Here is a 21,381-nt window from a genome sequence, read left to right as displayed (position 1 = left end):
TTTGGCCTGCCGCGCGAAGCTGCTTATCATGGCGCGCCCATCCGTTTGCAAAGAGTTGCTTATGCGCCGCCTGCTCACCGGCTGTTTCGTCACCCTGCTGCTGTTGCTCAACACCCTGATCCTGATCGGGCCGTTGCTGGTGTTTGCCCTGCTCAAACTGGTGGCGCCCGGCCGCTGGCGCGACTATGCGTCGGGGGCGGTGATGTGGATCGCCGAGACCTGGGCCGAGATCGACAAGCTGATTTTCCGCCTGTGCATCCCTACCCAATGGGACATTCGCGGTGGTGAAGATCTGCGCGGTGACACCTCGTATCTGGTGGTCAGCAACCACCAGTCGTGGGTCGATATTCCGGCACTGATCCAGACCCTCAACCGGCGCACGCCGTTCTTCAAATTCTTCCTCAAAAAAGAACTGATCTGGGTGCCGTTCCTGGGCCTGGCGTGGTGGGCGCTGGATTACCCGTTCATGAAGCGCTACACCAAGGCGTTTCTCGCGAAGCACCCGGAGCTGGCGGGCAAGGATCTGGAAATCACCAAACAGGCGTGCGAGCTGTTCAAGCGTCAACCGGTGACCGTGGTGAATTATCTGGAAGGCACCCGCTACACCGCGGCAAAAAGCACCCAGCAGCAATCACCGTTCAAGCACTTGCTCAAGCCCAAGGCGGGCGGCGTGGCGTTCGTGTTGGCGGCGATGGGTGAACAGCTGGATGCGATGCTCGATGTCACGGTGGTTTATCCACAGGCGAACATCCCGGGCTTCTGGGATTTGATCAGCGGCAACGTGCCGCGCGTGATCATCGACATCAAGACTCGTGAACTCGACCCGGCGCTGTGGCAGGGTGATTACGAGAATGATCCGGCGTTTCGCCAGACGGTTCAGAACTGGGTCAACCAGCTCTGGACCGAGAAGGATCAGCGCATCGCCGAACTGCGCGGCGAGCGCGGCTGAATCAGCTACCGGTGCCGGCGCCCCAGATGCTGCCCAGACTTTGCAGCAGCGGGCCGCCAACGCCCTGATCACCCAGATACTTGAGCAGCACCGGGGCAAACTGGCCGACCATGCCGCTGTCCATGCCCAGCGCGCCGAAGGCATTGTTCAGGTCATTGGTGTCCTTGACGTTGCCCAGCGCGTTTTCCAGCCCGGCTGACTTGCCCGACGAGCCCAGCAACCCGCTCAGCGCCGCCAGGTTGCCGCCGCCACCGGACAACTTGTCGATGCCCGGCACTTCCTTGGCCAACTGCGAATAATCGGTACTGCTCAATTGGTTCTTGGCCAAGCCAAGCATGGCGCTGGTGCCTCCGACGGCTTGCTGCGGGGTAACCCCCAGACCGGTGACGGCTTGCAGCAGACCGGCGGTTTCCGAGGTCGGCGCGGCGGCGGTGGCAGCGTTGCCGCCCTGCATGCTGGAAGCCGCCTTGGTCACATCGTCCAGACTGAAACCGGCAAACACCGGACTGGCCGCAAGGGTCATCAGCGAAGCCATTGCAATACCGCGTGAAATCTTCATTCAGACATCCTCTTGCGCTGTAAAAATCGCCCATTGAAAGGCGGCGAAACTGCCGGTTTGACCGGGTATCCGCCGGCATGTTCCGGCGCGGCGCATCCATTTTCATCATCGTCACGTAGATAAAACGTGAAAGTTGAATGCCCTCTCGATGAGTGGAAGCATGGCAGCCCTTTGATTGCAGAACATCAAAGGCTGCGAGCTTTTTAGAGCTTTAATTACTTGCCATGCGAATCAATATTTCAAAAGGAACTAGATACCTGTCAGACCTGACAGGTGTCCGAATGTCGGCGCTGGAATACGTTGTTGGTGTGTTAACGGCCCGAAAAAAGCAAGGTGTTATTAATGGTCATTCAACGGGAGATACGAAGATGGAAAGGCAAATAGAAGATAGAGAAACTGGTACGGTTCTATGGTTTAACGATGAAGATGGTTCTGTGGCGGTGACAATCTTTTAGTTCACGTTAATGGAATAGAAGCCGATGGTTTGCGAAGCTTAAAAGAAGGGCAAACGGTTTCCTTTGTAAGGCAGAAAGGATAGAAAAAGATACAGGCAGTACGAGTTCGCGCTGAGTAACATTAAAAAAGCGGCGAACCTGTGGTCGCCGCTTTTTGTCGTCTTATACAATCACGCCGCACTAAACAACTTATGCGGATCAATCACAAACTTCTTCGGCACTCCCGCATCGAACTCGCCATAACCTTCCGGCGCCTGATCGAGGCTGATGACCTGCACGCTCACCCCTTCGGCAATGTTGATGCGATCCCACATGATCGCCTGCATCAGTTGGCGGTTGTACTTCATTCGGATCGAGCTGTGGGCGATTCCGGCGGATGGCAAACCGATTCCCTCGGCGTGATTCCGGCGGGCGGCAAAGGAAAGGTTGAGTTGAGTTGAGTTGAGTTGAGTTGAGTTGAGTGAGGCGCAGAAAGCCTTTATCGGTAAACCGATTGCACTGGCGGTGAGTCTAGAGCCGAAAGGGGGGACGGCGATTGGGAAGCCGGCAGGACCGGTTCTTTATCAGGGTGTCTTGGCTGCACGCTGATCTACTTATGCATAAAAAATAAATCGTTTATTGCAAAAGAATATAAAAACCTGTCAGATCTGACAGTAGTCCGAATTGGGCAGACTCCACATGCTGGGTACTCCCAAACAAACAGGAGTGTGAAAATGAGTAAGTCGATCGCAATGGCACTTTTCGTCATCGGTGCAGCAACCACGAACGTTTATGCGGCCGGTGTCGAAAGTTGCCCACCGGTAAATACCATTAAATCATCGGCCTATACGGACACTAGCGTTGGAGAGCCGCACAACACCGGTTTCAAATACACCGCCAGTTTCAATGGCAAAACATGGACCGGTGTAACGCTATCAACCAACGACGACTTTCTAGATAAGAAATATCAACTGAAAGCAGAAAGTTTCGACGGCTCGATTTGCAGTTATGGTGGGAAAACAATCATTGAAAAAGTAGACAACAACCCAGCCAACGACAAGCATTCCACCCCATATCTGAAACTCAAATCCAGTTGATCTTGACGTTTTCAGGGTAGGTTTTACATAAAAAGGGCGACCCATGGGTCGCCCTTTTACCCGTTACGCCGCACTAAACAACTTGTGCGGATCAATCACAAACTTCTTCGGCACGCCCGCATCGAACTCGCCATACCCTTCCGGCGCCTGATCGAGGCTGATCACCTGCACACCTACCACTTCGGCGATGTTGATGCGATCCCACATGATCGCCTGCATCAGTTGGCGGTTGTACTTCATCACTGGGGTCTGACCGGTGTGGAAGCTGTGCGATTTGGCCCAGCCCAGACCGAAGCGGATGCTCAAGCTGCCCATTTTCGCGGCGGCGTCCACGGCACCCGGATCTTCGGTGACGTACAGGCCGGGGATACCGATCTTGCCGGCCACACGCACCACACCCATCAGTGAGTTGAGTACGGTGGCCGGTGCCTCGGCTTTGACACCGTCGTGGCCATGGCCGCGCGCTTCGAAGCCGACGCAGTCCACCGCACAATCGACTTCCGGTTCGCCCAGCAGTGCGGCGATCTGTTCGTGCAGCGGGGTGTCCTTGGACAGGTCGACGATTTCAAAACCCTGCGCTTTGGCGTGGGCCAGGCGGATGGTGTTGACGTCGCCGATGATCACTACCGCAGCACCGAGCAGACGCGCGGAAGCGGCCGCGGCCAGGCCGACCGGGCCGGCGCCCGCGATGTAAACGGTGCTGCCCGGGCCAACGCCCGCAGTGACTGCGCCGTGGTAACCGGTCGGGAGGATGTCGGAGAGGCAAGTCAGGTCGCGGATTTTCTCCATGGCCTTGTCGCGGTCCGGCAGTTTCAGCAGGTTGAAGTCGGCGTACGGCACCAGCACGTACTCGGCCTGGCCACCGGTCCAGTCGCCCATGTCGACGTAACCGTAAGCGCCGCCGGCACGGGCCGGGTTGACGGTCAGGCAGACGCCGGTGTGTTGCTCTTTGCAGGAACGGCAGCGCCCGCACGCCACGTTGAACGGTACGGAGACCAGGTCACCGATTTTCAGGTTTTCGACGTCGGAGCCTTTTTCGATCACCTCACCGGTGATCTCGTGGCCCAGCACCAGACCGGTCTGCGCCGTGGTACGGCCGCGCACCATGTGCTGGTCGGAGCCGCAGATATTGGTGGAAACCACTTTGAGAATGACCCCGTGCTCGATCTTGCGACCGCGCGGGTCCTGCATTTTCGGATAGTCGATTTTCTGTACTTCGACCTTGCCAGCGCCGAGATACACCACACCACGATTGCCAGACATGCTTTCACCTCGCTGTTGTTTTTATGGAACCGCGTTGCCCAGGCAGGCAGCGCGTTGAGTGCTCGGGTACAGATGCTGCTTTTGTGTTGTCTGTTATGGCCTCATCGCTGGCAAGCCAGCTCCCACAGAATTCGAGGTTGAATTCAATTTTTGTGTACGACACAAATCCCTGTGGGAGCTGGCTTGCCAGCGATGGCGGCCTAAAGAACGACGGTTCTGTTGGCGTTCAAGAACACCCTTCTTTCGATGTGATAGCCAACCGCCCGCGCCAAGGTCAGACCTTCGATATCCCGCCCCTTGGCAATCAGATCCTCGGGGTAATGACTGTGATCCACCGCCTCGACGCCTTGAGCGATGATCGGCCCTTCATCAAGGTCGTTATTGATGTAATGCGCCGTCGCGCCAACCAGTTTCACGCCCTTGTTGTAGGCCTGGTGATACGGTTTGGCGCCCTTGAAACCCGGCAGCAACGAGTGATGAATGTTGATCGCCTTGCCATCGAGCTTGCGGCACAACTCCGGCGACAGCACTTGCATGTAGCGGGCAAGGATCACCAGTTCGGCGCCGGACTCTTCGATCACCTGCCACACCTGACGCTCCTGCGACGGCTTGTCGTTGGGGTCGAGGGGGAAATGGTAGTAGGGAATCTGGTGCCAGTCGGCCAGCGGCTTGAGATCCGGATGGTTGGAGACCACCGCCGCGACGTCCATCGACAACTGGCCGATACGCTGGCGATAGAGCAAATCGTTAAGGCAGTGATCAGCCTTGGAGACCATGATCACCACTTTCGGCCGGTAGTTCGGCGCGGTCAGCTCGAAGACCATGCCAAAGGCCTGACCACGTTCGGCGAGGCCGGCGCGGAAGGATTGTTCGTCGAAGCCGTCGGGCTGACGGAATTCCACGCGAATGAAGAAACGCCCGGAGAGGCGGTCATCGAACGAGTGGTGCTCGGTGACGTAGCAGCCCTGCTCGAACAGAAAACGCGTGACCGCGTCCACCGTGCCGAGGACGCTGGGGCAGTCGGCGGTCAGAATCCATGTGTCTGGGGCGCGGCTCATGGTGCGGTGACTCCTGTTCTTTGTGCGGGGTGTCAGGTTTTTCCCTCACCCTGGCCCTCTCCCAGAGGGAGAGGGCCAGGGTGAGGTGTTCGTTGGAGCTACGCAGACCTGAAATTCCGAATGTGAATGCAGATCGCAAAAACACCCGAGATCGGCTCCCTTTCCCCCTCTCCCCCAGGGGGAGAGGGCTGGGGTGAGGGGGTAGCTCTTGATCTGTCAGGCCTGAACGCTAAGGCCGTACTCAGCCGACGCATCCTGCAACCACAACCACCAGTAATCCGAGAAGCTGCGACGAATCAACAATTCCCAGGTGTCTTCCGCCGTATGACGGATCATCAGCTGCGACTTGGCGAACACCGTGCCGACCGCTTTACCGACCGGGAAATTGTTCGGGTGCACGTCGTAGCTAGTGGATTTCATCAGCACCTGACGCACGTTCGGCCCGCTCAGTTCGAGCACTTGCTGACCGCCGCTGACATTGACGATCGCGATGTGCAGATCACCCAGCGCTTCGCGCAGTTTCTGCTCGGCGGCGAACTCTTCACCGCTTGGCACGATCAGCAGCCATTCGTCCGGGCCCATCCACTGCAGGCTGGTTTCGCCTTTGACGATGACGCTCAGCGCGCCGGGCAGTTCGATGCCCAGCGCTTTATGTACGCCGGCGGCGAACGCGGCATCGTGACCATCACCACGAATGGTCAGGTGGCCGAGGAGTTTCTTTTCCCGCACGATCACGCCGGCGTTCTTGCGGCCCTTGCCGACCAGGCTGGCGAGGTCGGCATGGTGCAGCGACGACTCGGCCTTGGCGCCAGTGGTTGGGCGTTGTTGGTAAACATTGGCTGTGGTCATAAAGCACCTTCCTGAATTCTGTTGGTTCCTGCGGTGGCTGATCTGCCGCTTTCGCGAGCAGGCTCGCTCCCACAGGGGAACGCGGTCGAATGTGGGAGCGAGCCTGCTCGCGAATAGCCGCCCGCCCACAGTTCTCGAGGCCGTCAAATGTTCTGGCGATCACCCTTCGGATCGAAGAACACCGAAGAAACAATCTCCGCTTCGATCACGCTGCCATCGGCCAGCGGTGCAAACACCCGCTCACCCATGCGCTTCAGACCGCCCTTGACCACACCCATGGCAAACGAATAACCGAGGGAGTTGTGCGCGTAACTGGAAGTCACGTGGCCGACCATGGTCATCGGGATCGCCTGTTTGGTGTTGAACACCAGTTGCGCACCTTCCGGCAGCCATTTGGTCGGATCGATCGGCTTCAGGCCGACCAGTTGCTTACGCTGATCCTTCACGCAGTCTTCACGGTTCATCCCACGCTGACCGATCCAGGAAAACGGTTTGGTGCGACCAACACACCAGCCCATGTTCAAGTCGTCCGGGGTCATCGAGCCGTCAGTGTCCTGACCGACGATGATGAAACCCTTCTCGGCCCGCAGGACGTGCATGGTTTCAGTGCCGTACGGGGTCAGGTTGTACTGCTTGCCGGCCTCGACGATTTTCTCCAGCACGCCCATCGCGTAGTCGGCCTGGACGTTGACTTCGTAAGACAGCTCACCGGTAAACGAGATGCGGAACACCCGCGCCGGCACGCCGCCGACCAGACCTTCTTTCCAGGTCATGAACGGGAATGCTTCGTTGCTCAGGTCGATGTCGGTCACGGCGCTGAGCAGCTTGCGGCTGTTCGGCCCGGACAGGGTCATGGTCGCCCAGTGGTCGGTGACAGAAGTGAAGTAGACCTTCATGTCCGGCCATTCGGTCTGGTGGTACAGCTCCAGCCATTGCAGCACGCGTGCGGCGCCGCCAGTGGTGGTGGTCATGACGAAATGGTTGTCCGCCAGGCACGCGGTCACACCGTCGTCGAAGACCATGCCGTCTTCTTTGCACATCAAACCGTAGCGGGCTTTGCCCACGTCGAGTTTGGTCCAGGCGTTGGTGTACACGCGGTTGAGGAACTCGCGGGCATCCGGGCCTTGAATGTCGATCTTGCCGAGGGTCGAGGCGTCGAGCAGGCCGACGCTGTCGCGCACGGCTTTGCATTCGCGCTTCACGGCGGCGTGCAGGTCTTCACCGTTTTTCGGGAAATACCATGGACGCTTCCACTGACCGACGTCTTCAAACTCGGCGCCGTTCTTCACGTGCCAGGCATGCAGTGCGGTGTAGCGAACCGGTTCGAAGATGTGCCCACAGTGACGACCGGCCACGGCGCCGAAAGTCACCGGCGTGTAGTTCGGGCGGAACATGGTGGTGCCCATCTGCGGGATGGTCACGTTCAGCGAACGGGCGGCAATGGCCAGACCGTTGACGTTGCCGAGCTTGCCCTGATCGGTGCCGAAGCCCAGCGCGGTGTAGCGTTTGACGTGCTCGACCGACTCGAAACCTTCGCGGGTTGCCAGTTCGATGGCGGCGGCGGTCACGTCGTTCTGCAGGTCGACGAATTGCTTCGGCGCGCGCGCGGTGCCTTTTTCGTGAGGCACCTGGAACAGCGCGAGGGTCGGCTCTTCGAGGCGGCTCAGGGCTTTCGGCAGAGTGCCTTCGACCGCAGCAAAACCGGCTTCACTGGCAGCGCGCACGCCACCCTCAAAACCATCAGCCAGCGAATCGCCGAGACCGTAAACACCGTTGATGCCACCGACGCACACGCGTTTCTGCGGTGCTTCGCCCGGTACGAAACCGAGGATGTCTTCACGCCAGGTCGGCTTGCCACCGAGGTGCGAGGCCAAGTGAACGACCGGGCTATAACCGCCGGAACTGGCGATCACGTCGCAGTCGAGCCATTCGCCGGGGCTGGTCACGGCGTGCGCTTTGACATCAATCGCAGCTACGCGGGCCGCAGTCACACGCTTGCTGCCACGGGCCTCGATCACGGCGCTGCCGGTGAGAATGCGGATGCCTTTGGCGCGGGCTTCTTCCACCAGTGCACCACGCGGATTGCTGCGCGCGTCGGCTATGGCCACCACTTGCAGACTGGCATCAAGCCAATCCAGTGCCACGCGATAGGCGTGATCGTTGTTGGTCGACAGCACCAGTTTTTTACCCGGTGCCACACCGTAGCGACGCACGTAAGTCGACACCGCACCAGCCAGCATGTTGCCCGGCACGTCGTTGTTGCCGTAGACCAGCGGACGCTCGCAAGCGCCGGTCGCCAGCACCACACGCTTGGCGCGAACGCGGTGAATGCGCTGACGCACCTGGCCGATCGGTGCGCGGTCGCCGAGGTGATCGGTGAGGCGTTCGTGAATGGTCAGGAAGTTGTGGTCGTGGTAACCGTTGACCGTGGCGCGCGGCAACAGCAGCACGTCCGGGGTGTCCTTCAGTTCAGCGATGACGCTGGCAACCCAATCCATCGCCGGTTTGCCGTCGAGGCTTTCGCGGGAGTCGAGCAGGCTGCCGCCGAACTCTTCCTGTTCATCGGCCAGAATCACGCGGGCACCGCTGCGCGCTGCGGCCAGGGCTGCGGCGAGACCGGCAGGGCCAGCACCGACGATCAGCACGTCGCAGTGCTGGTTCATGTAGTCGTAAGTGTCCGGATCGACTTCGGTCGGCGAACGGCCCAAACCGGCAGCCTTACGAATGTACTTCTCGTAAGTCATCCAGAACGATTGCGGGTACATGAAGGTTTTGTAGTAGAAACCCGGCGGCATCAGCTTGCCGCCAACCTTGCCGAGAATCCCCATCATGTCGTTGTTGACGCTCGGCCAGCCGTTGGTGCTGGTCGCGACCAGACCTTGATACAGCGCCTGTTGCGTGGCGCGCACGTTGGGGATCTGCGTAGCCTCAGTAGCACCGATCTGCAGCACCGCGTTCGGCTCTTCGGCACCGGCGGCAAAGATCCCGCGAGGACGCGAATACTTGAAGCTGCGGCCAATGATGTCGACGCCGTTGGCGATCAGCGCGGCGGCCAGCGAGTCACCCTCGAAGCCTTTGTAGCTCTGACCGTTGAAGGTAAAGCTCAGCACTTTGTTGCGGTCGATCCGTCCACCGTTGGACAGGCGATTGGTCTGGCTCATACCTTCTCTCCCTGCGCCGTCGTGGCTGTTTTCGCCGAGTCAGCCTTGTCGGTGAATTGCGGCTTGGTGCCGATCTTGTAGGTTTCGAGAATCTCGTAGGTCACGGTGTCGCGAGTGACGTTGAAGTACTGGCGGCAACCCGCAACGTGATCCCACAGTTCGTGGTGCAGACCGCGAGGGTTATCGCGGAAGAACATGTAGTCGCCCCACTCCTCGTCGGTGCAGGCGCCTGGATCCAGCGGGCGCGGAATGTGCGCCTGACCGGATGCGTGGAATTCCTCTTCAGAGCGCAGTTCGCCGCAGTGAGGACAGAAGATATGCAACATGGGAATTTCTCCTGTTAGTGGGCAACCGCAGCAGCGCCGTGTTCATCGATCAACGCACCGTTGTGGAAACGGTCGATGGAGAAAGGTGCAGCCAATGGGTGCATTTCACCCTTGGCCAGACTCGCCGCAAACACGTTGCCCGAGCCAGGTGTGGCCTTGAAGCCGCCGGTGCCCCAACCGCAGTTGAAGAACATGTTCGGTACCGGGGTTTTCGAAATGATCGGGCACGCGTCCGGCGTGGTGTCGACGATGCCGCCCCACTGGCGGTTCATGCGTACGCGGGACAGCACCGGGAACATCTCGACGATGGCCTGAATGGTGTGCTCGATCACCGGGTACGAACCGCGCTGGCCGTAGCCGTTGTAGCCGTCGATACCGGCGCCGATCACCAGGTCGCCCTTGTCGGACTGGCTGATGTAACCGTGCACGGCGTTGGACATGATCACGCTGTCGATAATCGGTTTAATCGGCTCGGACACCAGCGCTTGCAGCGGGTGCGATTCGATCGGCAGACGGAAACCGGCGAGTTTGGCCATGTGCCCGGAGTTACCGGCGGTGACCACGCCGACGCGCTTGGCGCCGATGAAACCCTTGTTGGTTTCAACACCAATGCACACGCCGTTTTCCTTGCGGAAACCGATCACTTCGGTCTGCTGAATCAAGTCCACGCCGAGGGCATCCGCCGCGCGGGCAAAGCCCCAGGCCACGGCATCGTGACGGGCAACGCCGCCGCGACGCTGAACGGTGGCGCCCAACACTGGGTAGCGGGTGTTTTTCGAGCAGTCCAGGTACGGGATTTCGTCAGCGACTTGCTTGGCGTTGAGCAGTTCGCCGTCGACGCCGTTGAGGCGGTTGGCGCTGACCCGACGCTCGGAATCACGAATGTCCTGCAGGGTGTGGCACAGGTTGTAGACGCCACGCTGGGAGAACATCACGTTGTAGTTGAGGTCCTGCGACAGGCCTTCCCACAATTTCATCGCGTGTTCGTAGAGGTGCGCCGACTCGTCCCACAGGTAGTTGGAGCGCACGATGGTGGTGTTGCGCGCAGTGTTACCGCCGCCCAGCCAGCCTTTTTCGACCACGGCCACGTTGGTGATGCCGTGCTCTTTGGCCAGATAGTAGGCAGTCGCCAGACCGTGCCCGCCGCCGCCGACGATGACCACGTCGTAGACCTTCTTCGGCGTCGGCGTGCGCCACATGCGCTGCCAGTTTTCGTGGTGGCTGAGGGAGTGTTTGAAGAGGCCGAAGCCCGAATAGCGTTGCATAGTCATTTACTCCAGAACGCTCAGCGGTAAACCGGGAAGTCAGCGCACAGGGCCGACACTTGCTGGGCGACATTGGCCTCGACATCGGCATCGCCGAGGTTGTCGAGGATGTCGCAGATCCAGCCAGCCAACACTTCGCACTGGGTCACTTTGAAACCGCGAGTGGTGACAGCCGGGGTGCCGATGCGCAGGCCCGAGGTCACGAACGGCGATTGCGGGTCGTTCGGCACGGCGTTCTTGTTGACGGTGATGTGGGCGCGACCGAGGGCGGCGTCGGCGTCTTTGCCGGTCAGGCCCTGACGGATCAGACTGACCAGGAACAAGTGGTTATCGGTGCCGCCGGACACTACATCGTAGCCACGTTTGATAAATACGCTCGCCATGGCTTGGGCGTTGTCGATCACTTGTTGCTGATACGCCTTGAAGCTCGGCTCCAGCGCTTCCTTGAAGCACACGGCTTTACCGGCGATGACGTGCATCAGCGGGCCGCCCTGAGCGCCGGGGAACACGGCGGCGTTGAGCTTCTTCTCGATTTCTTCGTTGGACTTGGCCAGGATCAGCCCGCCACGTGGACCGCGCAGGGTTTTGTGGGTGGTGGTGGTGACCACATCGGCGTACGGCAGCGGGTTCGGGTACAGACCGGCGGCGACCAGACCAGCGACGTGGGCCATGTCGACGAACAGCAGCGCGCCGACTTTGTCAGCGATCTGACGGAAGCGCGGGAAGTCCAGGGTCTTCGAGTAAGCGGAGAATCCGGCAACGATCATTTTCGGCTTGGATTCGACGGCCAGACGCTCGACTTCGTCGTAATCGATCAGCCCGGTGTCGGTGTTGATGCCGTACTGCACAGCGTTGTAGAGCTTGCCCGAGGACGACACTTTGGCGCCGTGGGTCAGGTGACCGCCGTGGGCCAGGCTCATGCCGAGGATGGTGTCGCCCGGCTGGATCAGCGCCAGGTACACGGCGCTGTTGGCCGAGGAACCGGAGTGTGGCTGGACGTTGGCGTAATCGGCGCCGAACAGTTGCTTGGCGCGCTCGATGGCCAGCGCCTCGACTTTATCCACGTGCTCGCAGCCGCCGTAGTAGCGCTTGCCCGGATAACCTTCGGCGTATTTGTTGGTCAGGCCACTGCCCTGCGCTTGCATGACGCGTTTGCTGGTGTAGTTCTCCGACGCGATCAGCTCGATGTGATCTTCCTGACGTTGCTCCTCGGCATTCATCGCCGCCAGCAGTGCATCGTCGTAACCCTGGATCTGGTCTTGCTTGCTGAACATCGCGTCTCTCCCAGCGGCATCTGTGCGCCATTCGTCTCGGTAAGGCACTGGCATTGAAGGCAGTGCCCTTTGATGCCGATGGTATGACCGGCGCAGACAGCTCAAATGCCTGCGGACGCCACGCAAAGGTGCGTTTACGACATGGCAGGAAATGGCTTGGAGAATGCAGCTCCTACAGGGGTTATGCGATGACTTGGCGGAGGGCGAGCAGTACGAGGAAATGCGCCGGATACAGAGCGTAGGCCCAGCGCCGCATCGGTGGCGGCTGGATCGTTTGGGCATGTCGCAAAAGCAACATCCCAAGCAATGGCGCAATCAGGCAAACAATGAGGCCGAAGATCGCCAGTTCATTACCGAACCGCACAGATTCGAACAACACCCGCCACTGATTCGCCGCCAGGCACACCAGCCCCGGCAACAGACTGAAATACCATTGCCGGCGAATCACCCACAACGTCGCCAGCGGCAACAGCACACCAAAGAAACCGAACATCAGCCGTTCCGAGAACAGCGCCGAAAGCAGCAACGCGCCAGCGCCGAGCACTCGCGATGCCAAGGCCCGATCCTGCCAGCCTCGCGCCACCAGCAATCCCAACGCCAGAGTGGGCATGACGTTCAACGTGTCGGGATCAGGAATGTACAACCGATACGGAATCTCGCTGACCAGGCTGAACAACAGCAACCAGCCCAGATACCGCCACTCGGTCTTGCGCGCCCCCGCACGATCAAGATTCGCCGCCATCGCCAGACAAAACCACGGAAACGCCAGACGCCCCGGCACATACAGCCAATCGGCGGAAAAGCCGACATATCGCAGGTGATCGAGCAACATGCACAGCAGCGCCAGCCACTTGAGCAGATCCAGTGCGCCGTCGCGTTTGCTCAGGTGCATAATCGGGCCGCTAACTGGTAACTTTCTGAACGCGACATCTCGTGTGCTCCCCGGAAGATCTTCGGTAAAGTGCGCACCATCATTGACCACGAGCCTTCACAAGAGTCTCGACCACGGAAGCCGGCCATGACCGACAAGAGCCAACAATTCGCCAGCGACAACTATTCCGGAATCTGCCCTGAAGCCTGGGCTGCGATGGAACAGGCCAACCACGGCCACCAGCGCGCGTATGGCGACGATGAGTGGACCGCACGCGCGGCTGACCATTTCCGCCAGTTGTTTGAAACCGACTGCGAAGTGTTCTTCGCCTTCAACGGCACTGCCGCCAACTCGCTGGCCCTGTCGTCGCTGTGCCAGAGTTACCACAGCGTGATCTGCTCGGAAACCGCCCACGTCGAAACCGACGAATGCGGCGCCCCGGAATTTTTCTCCAACGGTTCGAAACTGCTGATCGCCGGCACCGAAAACGGCAAGATCACCCCGCAATCGATCCGCGAAGTCGCGCTCAAGCGCCAGGACATTCACTACCCGAAACCGCGCGTCGTGACCCTGACTCAAGCCACCGAAGTCGGCAGCGTCTACACCCCGGAAGAAGTCCGCGCCATCAGCGCCACCTGCAAGGAACTGGGCCTGCACCTGCACATGGACGGCGCGCGTTTCTCCAACGCCTGCGCGTTCCTCGGCTGCTCGCCAGCGGATCTGACCTGGAAGGCCGGTGTCGATGTGTTGTGCTTCGGCGGCACCAAGAACGGCATGGCCGTGGGTGAAGCGATTCTGTTCTTCAACCATAAACTGGCGGAAGACTTCGATTACCGCTGCAAGCAGGCCGGGCAACTGGCGTCGAAAATGCGCTTCCTCTCGGCACCTTGGGTCGGCATCCTCGAAAACGACGCCTGGCTGAAGTACGCCCGCCACGCCAACCACTGCGCGCAACTGCTGGCAGAACTGGTCAGCGACATTCCGGGCGTGGAACTGATGTTCCCGGTGCAGGCCAACGGCGTGTTCCTGCAACTGTCGGAGCCAGCGATTGCTGCACTGACTGCGAAGAACTGGCGCTTCTACACCTTCATCGGCAAGGGCGGCGCGCGCTTCATGTGCTCCTGGGACACCGAAGAAGAACGCGTGCGCGAACTGGCCCGCGACATCCGCGAAGTCATGTCCGCCTGACCTGACTGCACCTCACCGATCATTCCCACGCTCCGCGTGGGAACGATCAATGGCGGAGACAGTGTTACCTGATCTGCCTGGTCTACAGTGTCTGTCGAGCCTCCGCTCACCTAACAATAAGCAGGAGCATCGGCATGTCGTTACAAGGCAAAACCCTGTTCATCACCGGCGCCAGCCGTGGCATCGGGCGTGAGATTGCGCTGCGCGCCGCGAAGGACGGAGCCAATATCGTCATCGCTGCTAAAAGCGCCGAACCCCACGCCAAGCTGCCCGGCACCATCCACAGCGTCGCCGCCGAAGTCGAAGCCGCCGGCGGCAAGGCCCTGGCGCTGCAAGTGGATGTGCGTGATGAAGACGCCGTGCGCCAGGCACTGGCTCAGGCCAACGAGCATTTCGGCGGCATTGATGCGCTGGTGAACAACGCCGGGGCGATCAAGCTCACGGGCGTACAGCACATCGAACTCAAGCGTTTCGACCTGATGCACCAGATCAACACCCGCGCGGTGCTGCTGTGCAGCCAGGCCGCCCTGCCCTATCTGAAAAAATCCGCCGGGCACATTCTCAACCTGTCACCGCCGTTGAATCTGGCGAGCAAGTGGTTTGCCCAATTCAGCCCCTACACCGTGACCAAGTACGGCATGAGCATGCTTACTCTCGGGATGAGCGAAGAATTCGCCAGCTACGGGATCAGTGTGAATTCGCTGTGGCCGCAGACGATGATTGCCACAGCGGCAATCGAGTTTCAGCTGGGCAATCGCGAGTCGTTCAAGCTGGCGCGCACGCCGGCGATCATGGCGGATGCGGCGCATGTGATTCTGGATAGCAGCGGGCGGCAAATTACCGGGCGGTTGTTGATTGACGAAGAGATTTTGCGTGATAGCGGTGTGGCTGAGTTCGATCAATATCGCTTTGATCGAGAAAACGATGCGGCACTGATGCCGGATTTGTTTATCGACTGAAAAGCCCCTCACCCTAGCCCTCTCCCGGAGGGAGAGGGGACTGACCGTGGTGTTTATCAAAGTTACGCCGACTTGAAATAGCGAGCCGAACTCACATTTTGAAAAGCCCAAAAATCGGCTCCCTCTCCCTCGGGAGAGGGCTGGGGTGAGGGGCAAGCCGTACGCAAAAACTCGCCTCACTCAAAACTCGATACGCACATCCCCCTTCGGCACGCTGCAGCACGAAAGAATAAACCCTTCGGCCTCATCGTCCTCGGTGATCCCGCCGTTGTGCTCCATTTCCACTTCGCCGCCCAGCTTCATCACCTTGCACGTCCCGCAAATCCCCATACCGCAGGCTTTCGGAATCATCAGCCCCAGCTTGGCCGCCGCCGCGTGCACGGTCTCGCCCGGAGCCACGCGAATGCTCTTGCCGGACGCGGTGAACTCGACCTGATGCAGATCCGCCGCATCGATTTCCGGCGCATCGGCTGCCTGTTCGGCTTGCTCCACCGCATCGGCACGCGCTTCTGGCGGCGTAGCACCGAACGACTCCTCGTGATAACGCGACATGTCGTAACCGGCCACTTCCAGCAGACGCTTGACCGCGTTCATGTACGGCGTCGGGCCGCAGCAGAACACTTCGCGCTCAAGGAAGTCCGGCACCATCAGTTCCAGCATTTTATGGTTCAGGTAACCGCGATACCCGGCCCACGGCTCGCCCAAGCCATGTTTCTCGCAAATCAGGTGCAGGCTGAAGTTATCGATCCGCGACGCCATGTGTTCCAGCTCGCGGTGGTAAATGATGTCTTTCGGCGAGCGCGCGCTGTGGATAAAGGTCATGTCGACGTTGGCGTTGGTGTCGTAGAACCAGCGCGCCATCGACATGCACGGCGTGATGCCGACGCCGCCGCTCAGGTACAGCACTTTCGGGCTCGGGAAGTCGATGGCATTGAACAGCCCGACCGGCCCGTGCACCGCCAGTTCCTGGCCTTCATGCAGAGTGTCGTGCAGCCAGTTGGAGACCTTGCCGCCCGGCACGCGCTTGATCGTCACCGAAAAGCTGTACGGCACCGACGGCGAACTGGAAATCGTGTACGAGCGCATGATCGGCTGGCCGTCGATTTCCAGCTCCAGGGTCACGAACTGCCCGGGCTTGAAGAAGAACAGGATCGGCTGGTCGGCCATAAAGCAGAAGGTGCGCACGTCCCAGGTTTCCTGGATGACTTTGACGCAACGGACGATGTGTCGGCCATTGGCCCAGGTCTGGGTGGTGACCGGATTCAGGAAGCTGTTGGACATGCTGTTCTCCACGGCCGACTGTCGGCCTTCATGTGGCGATTCTGCGTATAGCGCAGACCGCCCGTTTACCTATCCGCGACATCGGCATACTTATCGCGACCAGCCCCCAACCACCGGGGGTTGCGCGTCGGGAACAGATTGCACCATGTCGCCCATGGATAAGGTTCGCGGCAGCGCCGGCCCCACACTCGCCTCACACCAAGACGAAACCTTTACACCTTGCGTAGCACCCCTGATCAGCCACTTTTCATCGGCCACACAGAATGGCCTCGAGGATCACATCGATGGACGTCACCGCAAAAATCAGCCTGGGCGATCCGCTGGAACCCGCACGCAAGGCCACCGCACAAATGCTGCAAGAACGCGAGCGCACGTTCTCGCTGCCGCAACCGTTTTATAGCGACGAGCGGCTGTTCGATATCGACATGCAGGAAATCTTCCAGAAAGAGTGGTTGATCGCCGGCATGACCTGCGAAATCCCGGCCAAGGGCAACTACCTGACCCTGCAGGTCGGCAAAAACCCGATCATCGTCATTCGTGGCGCCGAAGGCGTGGTGCACGCGTTCCACAACGTCTGTCGCCACCGTGGCTCGCGCCTGTGCACCAGCGAAAAAGGCAAGGTCGCCAAACTGGTCTGCCACTATCACCAGTGGACCTACGAGCTGGACGGGCGCCTGCTGTTCGCCGGCACCGAAATGGGCGCCGACTTCGACATGAAGCAATACGGCCTGAAACCGGTGAACGTGAAAACTGCTGGCGGCTATATCTTCATCAGCCTGGCGGACAATCCACCGGCCATCGATGACTTCCTGTCGACGCTGAACCATTACATGGAACCGTACGACATGGAGAACACCAAGGTGGCAATTACCACCACCTTGATGGAAAAGGCCAACTGGAAACTGGTGCTGGAAAACAACCGCGAGTGCTACCACTGCAACGCGTCGCACCCGGAACTGCTGAAAACCCTGCTGGAGTGGGACGACGTCACCGACCCGCGCGCCGATCAGGCGTTCAAGGATCACGTCGCCGCTTCTGCCGCAGCCTGGGAAGCCGAGAAGATTCCTTACGCCCACGCCAGCTTCGGCCTGCGCAACCGTATCGTGCGCATGCCGCTGCTCAAAGGCACCGTGTCGATGACCCTCGACGGCAAACAGGGCTGCGCGAAACTGATGGGCCGCATCAAAAACCCGGATCTGGGGTCGATGCGCATCCTGCACCTGCCGCACTCGTGGAACCACTGCATGGGCGACCACATCATCGTCTTCACCGTGTGGCCGATCAGCGCGCAGGAAACCATGGTTACCACCAAATGGCTGGTGCACAAGGATGCGGTTGAGGGTGTCGATTACGACGTGGAACGTATGCGTCAGGTGTGGGACGCGACCAACGATCAGGATCGTCGTCTGGCCGAAGAGAACCAGCGCGGGATCAACTCCACCGCTTACCAGCCTGGGCCTTATTCCAAGACCTATGAGTTTGGCGTGGTCAACTTCGTCGACTGGTACAGCGAGCGGATGCTGAACAACCTTGGCGCCGAGCCAGCACCGTACCTCAAAGGCGTCCCGGTCCAAGGCTAAAAGCATCGCTGGCAAGCCAGCTCCCACAGTGGTTGATGGTGTTCACAGATTCCGTGTACACCGCAAAACCTGTGGGAGCTGGCTTGCCAGCGATAGCGTCAGAACAGTCACCGCATCACTTCGATGACCACCTCACCGATCCGTCCTCCCCAATAAACTCCTCAAATATCTCCTCCCCCACCAACCGGATCTTCGCGTAGCCGTTCAACACCCGCAGCGGATATGCCGGGTCATTGGCATCCTGGGTCTCCGACCACAACACCCGTGAATGCCCGTTCAGTTCGCTGGCATTGCCATAGGGAATCGCCCCGTGCCCGGCGCAACGCGCATGCAAACCGCCCTGCTGCGCATAAACAATGCCGTTGTGCAGATGCCCCCAATACCAGTAATCCGGCTCGCGCCCCAGTGCATCGCACACCGGTTGATAGAGCGCAGTCTTGTTGTGCCCGGAAATATCGAAGCCCTGGTGATGGCTGAGCACCATGAGCTTTTTGCGTTTCGGCAGGCCTTTCATCCACTGGATCTGCGGCTCGTTCAAGGTGCCGTCCATGTACAGGTTCATAGCATCGGACGCGTACGCGGAATCGAGTCCGACCACCAGCCAGTCATCGTTGATCAAGGCGAAGTAACTGGTGCCCTGCTGCCCGGGAAAACGCTTGGCCAGCTCCTTGAAATAACCGTGGGCACCGCTGTACATCTCGTGGTTCGAATTGAGGGTGAACGAGCCGTGTGTGCCCAGCGGCCAACCGGCCATGTCGACGTCTTCCTGGGAGTGACTGCCGGCGTAATACACATCGCCCAAGTGAATGGTGAAATCGGCCTGGGCCAGTTGCATCTGATTGGCCACCGACACCGCCGGCGCATGACTGTCGAACGGCCCGGTGCCCCAGTCGCCGGCAATCGCCAGGGTCACGTCGCGCTCCATTTGCACCACCGCCGGGTCCGTGCCGAACGTCGCGTGATGGCGCAGGTTCTCGATCCACTTCAACAGCGCCTCGCTCCACAGCAGATCCAGCAGTTCCCACTTACGACAGCCAAGCAGGCTGCCGTCCTTGAGTACCCGGGTCGCCAGTTGATCGGTGGACTGCGGCAACGGCGCGGCGTTACCGATGCGCAGGATCGACAAACCGTGGGACAACTCCCAGGGTACGCTCGGTTCGTCGTCCGGCAACTCGCCGTTCTTCAGCACGTAATGCGCCTGATCATGCCCCCGCTGCAGCAACTTGATGATGGCCTGAAACTCCTGCGGCTCCAGCTCGCTGATGAGCTTCATCCAGGCCATTTCCATACGCGTGAACAAGCCGTGAATGCGCAGTTTGACCTTGTCGTATTCGTGTTCCCAATGACTGACCAGTGACATGGTGTAATCCTCTCTCCGTAAGGGTTCACAGGGTTTTCATGAATTCGATCAATGCACGCTTGTCGTCGTCCGACAGGCTCGTGCCGTACAGGTGACCGCTGTTGTGATTGCCCTCCAGGCGCGTGTCGTATTTGAAGTCCGCCGAGGCTTTGGCCTGGGCGCCGCTGGTGACGAAACCGACGTTGACCGGGTCGTAAATGTCGGAGCCGGTGATGAACACCTGCGGACGTTTTTCCGGCGGTTGCAGCAAGTCCCACAGGGTCGGCACCGAACCGTTGTGCAGGTACGGCGCGCGCAGCCAGACGCCGTCGGTGGGCGTGTTGCTGTAGCTCTGGGTCTTGCGATACGCGCCGAAATCGAACGGCGGTTTCTTGAAGGTGTGGAATGCGTTCACCAGACCGGTGGTAAACGAGTCCAGCCGATGTGGATCGGTGCCCAGTTGATCGATGTTGGTGGTCACTTGCCCGGTGTCGGCACGTCCGAAGTCGTGACAAGCGGCGCAATTGGCTTCCCAGATCGGTTTGCCCTGGGCGACTTTCGCCTGATCCAGCGCCCACGGCCACGCCGGCGCCTTGTGCCCGAGCAGCCAGTTGGTCACGCGGTTGAAGCTCGGCGGCAGCACCGATTCCGGCGTCGCGCCCACGGCCATCGCGGCGGCGTAGTTGCGTTCGTGGATCTTGTTGTTATTGCCGTCCCAGTGCAGGTACATCGATTCGCGTGGTTTCTGGTTCCACACTTGCGGCAGGTCGACGGTGCCGATCGTCGAGTCATCCGGGAAGCCGAACACCACCATTTTCGTCGGGTTGAAGGTGTCGGTGCGGCCCGGGCCCTGTTGCGGGCGCAGCTTCTGCCAGGCGTAAGCCTGCTTCTGCTTGAGCAAAGCGGTTTTCGCCATCGGCATGATCAGGTAGCGGTTGTACAGCTTCTCGAAGAAGCCCAACTGAAATTTGCTGTTGATAGCCGCCATCACCGCGTCGGTGGTGAATTTCGGATCACTGGCGCAATCGTAGGCGAACCACTGGAAGGCTTGCAGTTGCAGGGTGTTGGCCGGCGCGCTCGGCACATTGACGGCGACGTCGCTGGCATTGGCCCGGTAGGAACCGGTGTGGCACAGCGCACAGTTCGGCTCTACCGTCGGGTAGCCGATCTGCCGCTTGGCCATGCCGATCGGCAGGTCCTTGCCGTTTTCAAAGAGGAAACCGAAAACCTCCCAGCCACCGGGTTTGGGCATTTTCTCCGGGCACATCTGCGGCAACACGGCGAACAGGTAATACGGGATGCGCGCTTCGATGCCGAGGCCAATGGCGGCGTATTTGTAGTGGTCTTCGTCGGAGGCGTATTCCTGCTCCGGCACCACCCGCAGCATCTGATACCAGGTTTGGTAACCGATAAAACCCAGCACCGCGACGACAACCAGCGTGCCGACCTTGAACGCGTGACTCTGCCATTGCCGCTGCCACGCCGCACGCCACTCGCGCCAGCCATCGCCGAGCAACGCCCATGGCCGGTTCTCTGGCGTGGTGCCGAGGTAGAGCAAAATGCCGAGGATCAGAAAGAAGCTCAGATCGCCCATCAGCATCGGCACGAACACCGAACCCTGGGTGCTGGTGTTGATCAGATAAATCCAGAAGATCACAGCGATCAACCGCGTCAGTACGCACAGCCAGGAATGCACCACGTAGCGCGGCGCGTTGAAGCCAGACGGCATATAAAACACGCTGATGCCGACCAGCAGCATCCCGGCGTTTTCCAGCCACGGATCGGAGAGTTGCGGCGGCAGCCCGACCACCGATGTCAGCAACCCCGGCGCGAACAGCGCGGGGATGGCGAACACCATGTTCATTGCAATGCCTAGCCAGATGAAACGTTGAAACCAGCGGATGTAGCTGTCCATATCATCCATTTCC

17 protein-coding genes and 3 pseudogenes are annotated in these 21,381 nt (G+C 59.9%); 7 read left to right on the top strand and 13 right to left on the bottom strand.

Going from position 1 to position 21,381, the window contains the following annotated elements:
• Positions 1–61 precede the first annotated feature (61 nt).
• Entirely contained in the window at positions 62–949 is an 888-nt protein-coding gene (locus QZR14_RS15385; RefSeq protein ID WP_311997014.1) for an acyltransferase, read from the top strand.
• A gap of 1 nt (position 950) precedes the next feature.
• On the opposite strand, the gene QZR14_RS15380 is transcribed toward QZR14_RS15385, so the two are convergent.
• Positions 951–1,508: a DUF2780 domain-containing protein gene (locus tag QZR14_RS15380; protein WP_123454131.1), complete on the bottom strand. Its 558-nt coding sequence runs from the start codon at positions 1,506–1,508 to the stop codon at positions 951–953.
• 380 nt (positions 1,509–1,888) lie between these two features.
• Between QZR14_RS15380 and QZR14_RS15375 the strand changes: the two are divergent.
• Positions 1,889–2,046 (top strand): annotated as a pseudogene (locus QZR14_RS15375) (cold-shock protein).
• Positions 2,047–2,133: 87 nt separating this feature from the next.
• Here QZR14_RS15375 and QZR14_RS15370 read toward each other — a convergent pair.
• A pseudogene (locus QZR14_RS15370) lies at positions 2,134–2,310 on the bottom strand (formaldehyde dehydrogenase, glutathione-independent); the annotation flags it as partial.
• 4 nt (positions 2,311–2,314) lie between these two features.
• On the opposite strand from QZR14_RS15370, the pseudogene QZR14_RS15365 reads away from it, so the two are divergent.
• Positions 2,315–2,551: pseudogene (locus QZR14_RS15365) on the top strand (anti-sigma factor domain-containing protein); the annotation flags it as partial.
• Positions 2,552–2,676: 125 nt separating this feature from the next.
• On the top strand, positions 2,677–3,039 hold the full coding sequence (locus QZR14_RS15360; RefSeq protein WP_311997013.1) for a hypothetical protein: 363 nt from the start codon (positions 2,677–2,679) through the stop codon (positions 3,037–3,039).
• Between the two features lie 63 nt (positions 3,040–3,102).
• Here the strand turns inward: QZR14_RS15360 and fdhA are convergent, their stop codons facing one another.
• From fdhA to QZR14_RS15320, 8 genes are all read right to left on the bottom strand, one after another.
• On the bottom strand, positions 3,103–4,302 hold the full coding sequence (gene fdhA, locus QZR14_RS15355; RefSeq protein WP_007909990.1) for a formaldehyde dehydrogenase, glutathione-independent: 1,200 nt from the start codon (positions 4,300–4,302) through the stop codon (positions 3,103–3,105).
• A 200-nt stretch (positions 4,303–4,502) separates the two neighbouring features.
• Positions 4,503–5,360 (bottom strand): formyltetrahydrofolate deformylase, encoded by an 858-nt coding sequence (gene purU, locus QZR14_RS15350; protein WP_064589552.1) that lies wholly within the window; start codon positions 5,358–5,360, stop codon positions 4,503–4,505.
• Positions 5,361–5,576: 216 nt separating this feature from the next.
• Positions 5,577–6,209, bottom strand: a complete 633-nt coding sequence (locus tag QZR14_RS15345; RefSeq protein ID WP_008086919.1) for a sarcosine oxidase subunit gamma — start codon at positions 6,207–6,209, stop codon at positions 5,577–5,579.
• A gap of 143 nt (positions 6,210–6,352) precedes the next feature.
• On the bottom strand, positions 6,353–9,370 hold the full coding sequence (locus QZR14_RS15340; RefSeq protein ID WP_311997012.1) for a sarcosine oxidase subunit alpha: 3,018 nt from the start codon (positions 9,368–9,370) through the stop codon (positions 6,353–6,355).
• Positions 9,367–9,696, bottom strand: coding sequence for a sarcosine oxidase subunit delta (locus QZR14_RS15335; protein WP_105705687.1), 330 nt, complete (start codon positions 9,694–9,696; stop codon positions 9,367–9,369). The genes QZR14_RS15340 and QZR14_RS15335 overlap by 4 nt, the downstream gene beginning before the upstream one ends.
• A gap of 14 nt (positions 9,697–9,710) precedes the next feature.
• A complete protein-coding gene (locus tag QZR14_RS15330; RefSeq protein WP_034155011.1) occupies positions 9,711–10,961 on the bottom strand; it encodes a sarcosine oxidase subunit beta in 1,251 nt (416 codons plus the stop codon).
• 20 nt (positions 10,962–10,981) lie between these two features.
• The gene (locus QZR14_RS15325; RefSeq protein ID WP_250605880.1) at positions 10,982–12,235 is read right to left on the bottom strand and encodes a serine hydroxymethyltransferase; all 1,254 of its coding nucleotides are present in this window, start codon (positions 12,233–12,235) and stop codon (positions 10,982–10,984) included.
• Between the two features lie 181 nt (positions 12,236–12,416).
• Positions 12,417–13,127, bottom strand: coding sequence for a TraX family protein (locus QZR14_RS15320; RefSeq protein WP_250605879.1), 711 nt, complete (start codon positions 13,125–13,127; stop codon positions 12,417–12,419).
• Positions 13,128–13,253: 126 nt separating this feature from the next.
• Here QZR14_RS15320 and QZR14_RS15315 point away from each other — a divergent pair, with 126 nt between their 5' ends.
• The gene (locus QZR14_RS15315; protein ID WP_007913115.1) at positions 13,254–14,294 is read left to right on the top strand and encodes a threonine aldolase family protein; all 1,041 of its coding nucleotides are present in this window, start codon (positions 13,254–13,256) and stop codon (positions 14,292–14,294) included.
• A 134-nt stretch (positions 14,295–14,428) separates the two neighbouring features.
• The gene (locus QZR14_RS15310; RefSeq protein ID WP_311997011.1) at positions 14,429–15,253 is read left to right on the top strand and encodes an SDR family oxidoreductase; all 825 of its coding nucleotides are present in this window, start codon (positions 14,429–14,431) and stop codon (positions 15,251–15,253) included.
• 180 nt (positions 15,254–15,433) lie between these two features.
• Here QZR14_RS15310 and gbcB read toward each other — a convergent pair whose 3' ends face one another.
• The gene (gene gbcB, locus QZR14_RS15305) at positions 15,434–16,534 is read right to left on the bottom strand and encodes a glycine-betaine demethylase subunit GbcB (RefSeq protein WP_095187122.1); all 1,101 of its coding nucleotides are present in this window, start codon (positions 16,532–16,534) and stop codon (positions 15,434–15,436) included.
• Between the two features lie 284 nt (positions 16,535–16,818).
• Between gbcB and gbcA the strand changes: the two genes are divergently transcribed.
• A complete protein-coding gene (gene gbcA / locus QZR14_RS15300) occupies positions 16,819–18,114 on the top strand; it encodes a glycine-betaine demethylase subunit GbcA (RefSeq protein ID WP_250605877.1) in 1,296 nt (431 codons plus the stop codon).
• Positions 18,115–18,229: 115 nt separating this feature from the next.
• On the opposite strand, the gene QZR14_RS15295 is transcribed toward gbcA, so the two are convergent.
• Together QZR14_RS15295 and QZR14_RS15290 are read right to left on the bottom strand one after the other, a co-directional pair.
• Positions 18,230–19,474, bottom strand: a complete 1,245-nt coding sequence (locus QZR14_RS15295) for a metallophosphoesterase family protein (RefSeq protein ID WP_250605876.1) — start codon at positions 19,472–19,474, stop codon at positions 18,230–18,232.
• A gap of 25 nt (positions 19,475–19,499) precedes the next feature.
• Positions 19,500–21,368, bottom strand: coding sequence for a hypothetical protein (locus QZR14_RS15290; RefSeq protein WP_311997010.1), 1,869 nt, complete (start codon positions 21,366–21,368; stop codon positions 19,500–19,502).
• Positions 21,369–21,381 lie beyond the last annotated feature (13 nt).

The sequence above is a fragment of the Pseudomonas sp. rhizo66 genome, assembly GCF_031931925.1.
GTDB lineage: Bacteria > Pseudomonadota > Gammaproteobacteria > Pseudomonadales > Pseudomonadaceae > Aquipseudomonas.
This window is presented reverse-complemented; position numbering and strand designations above follow the sequence as displayed.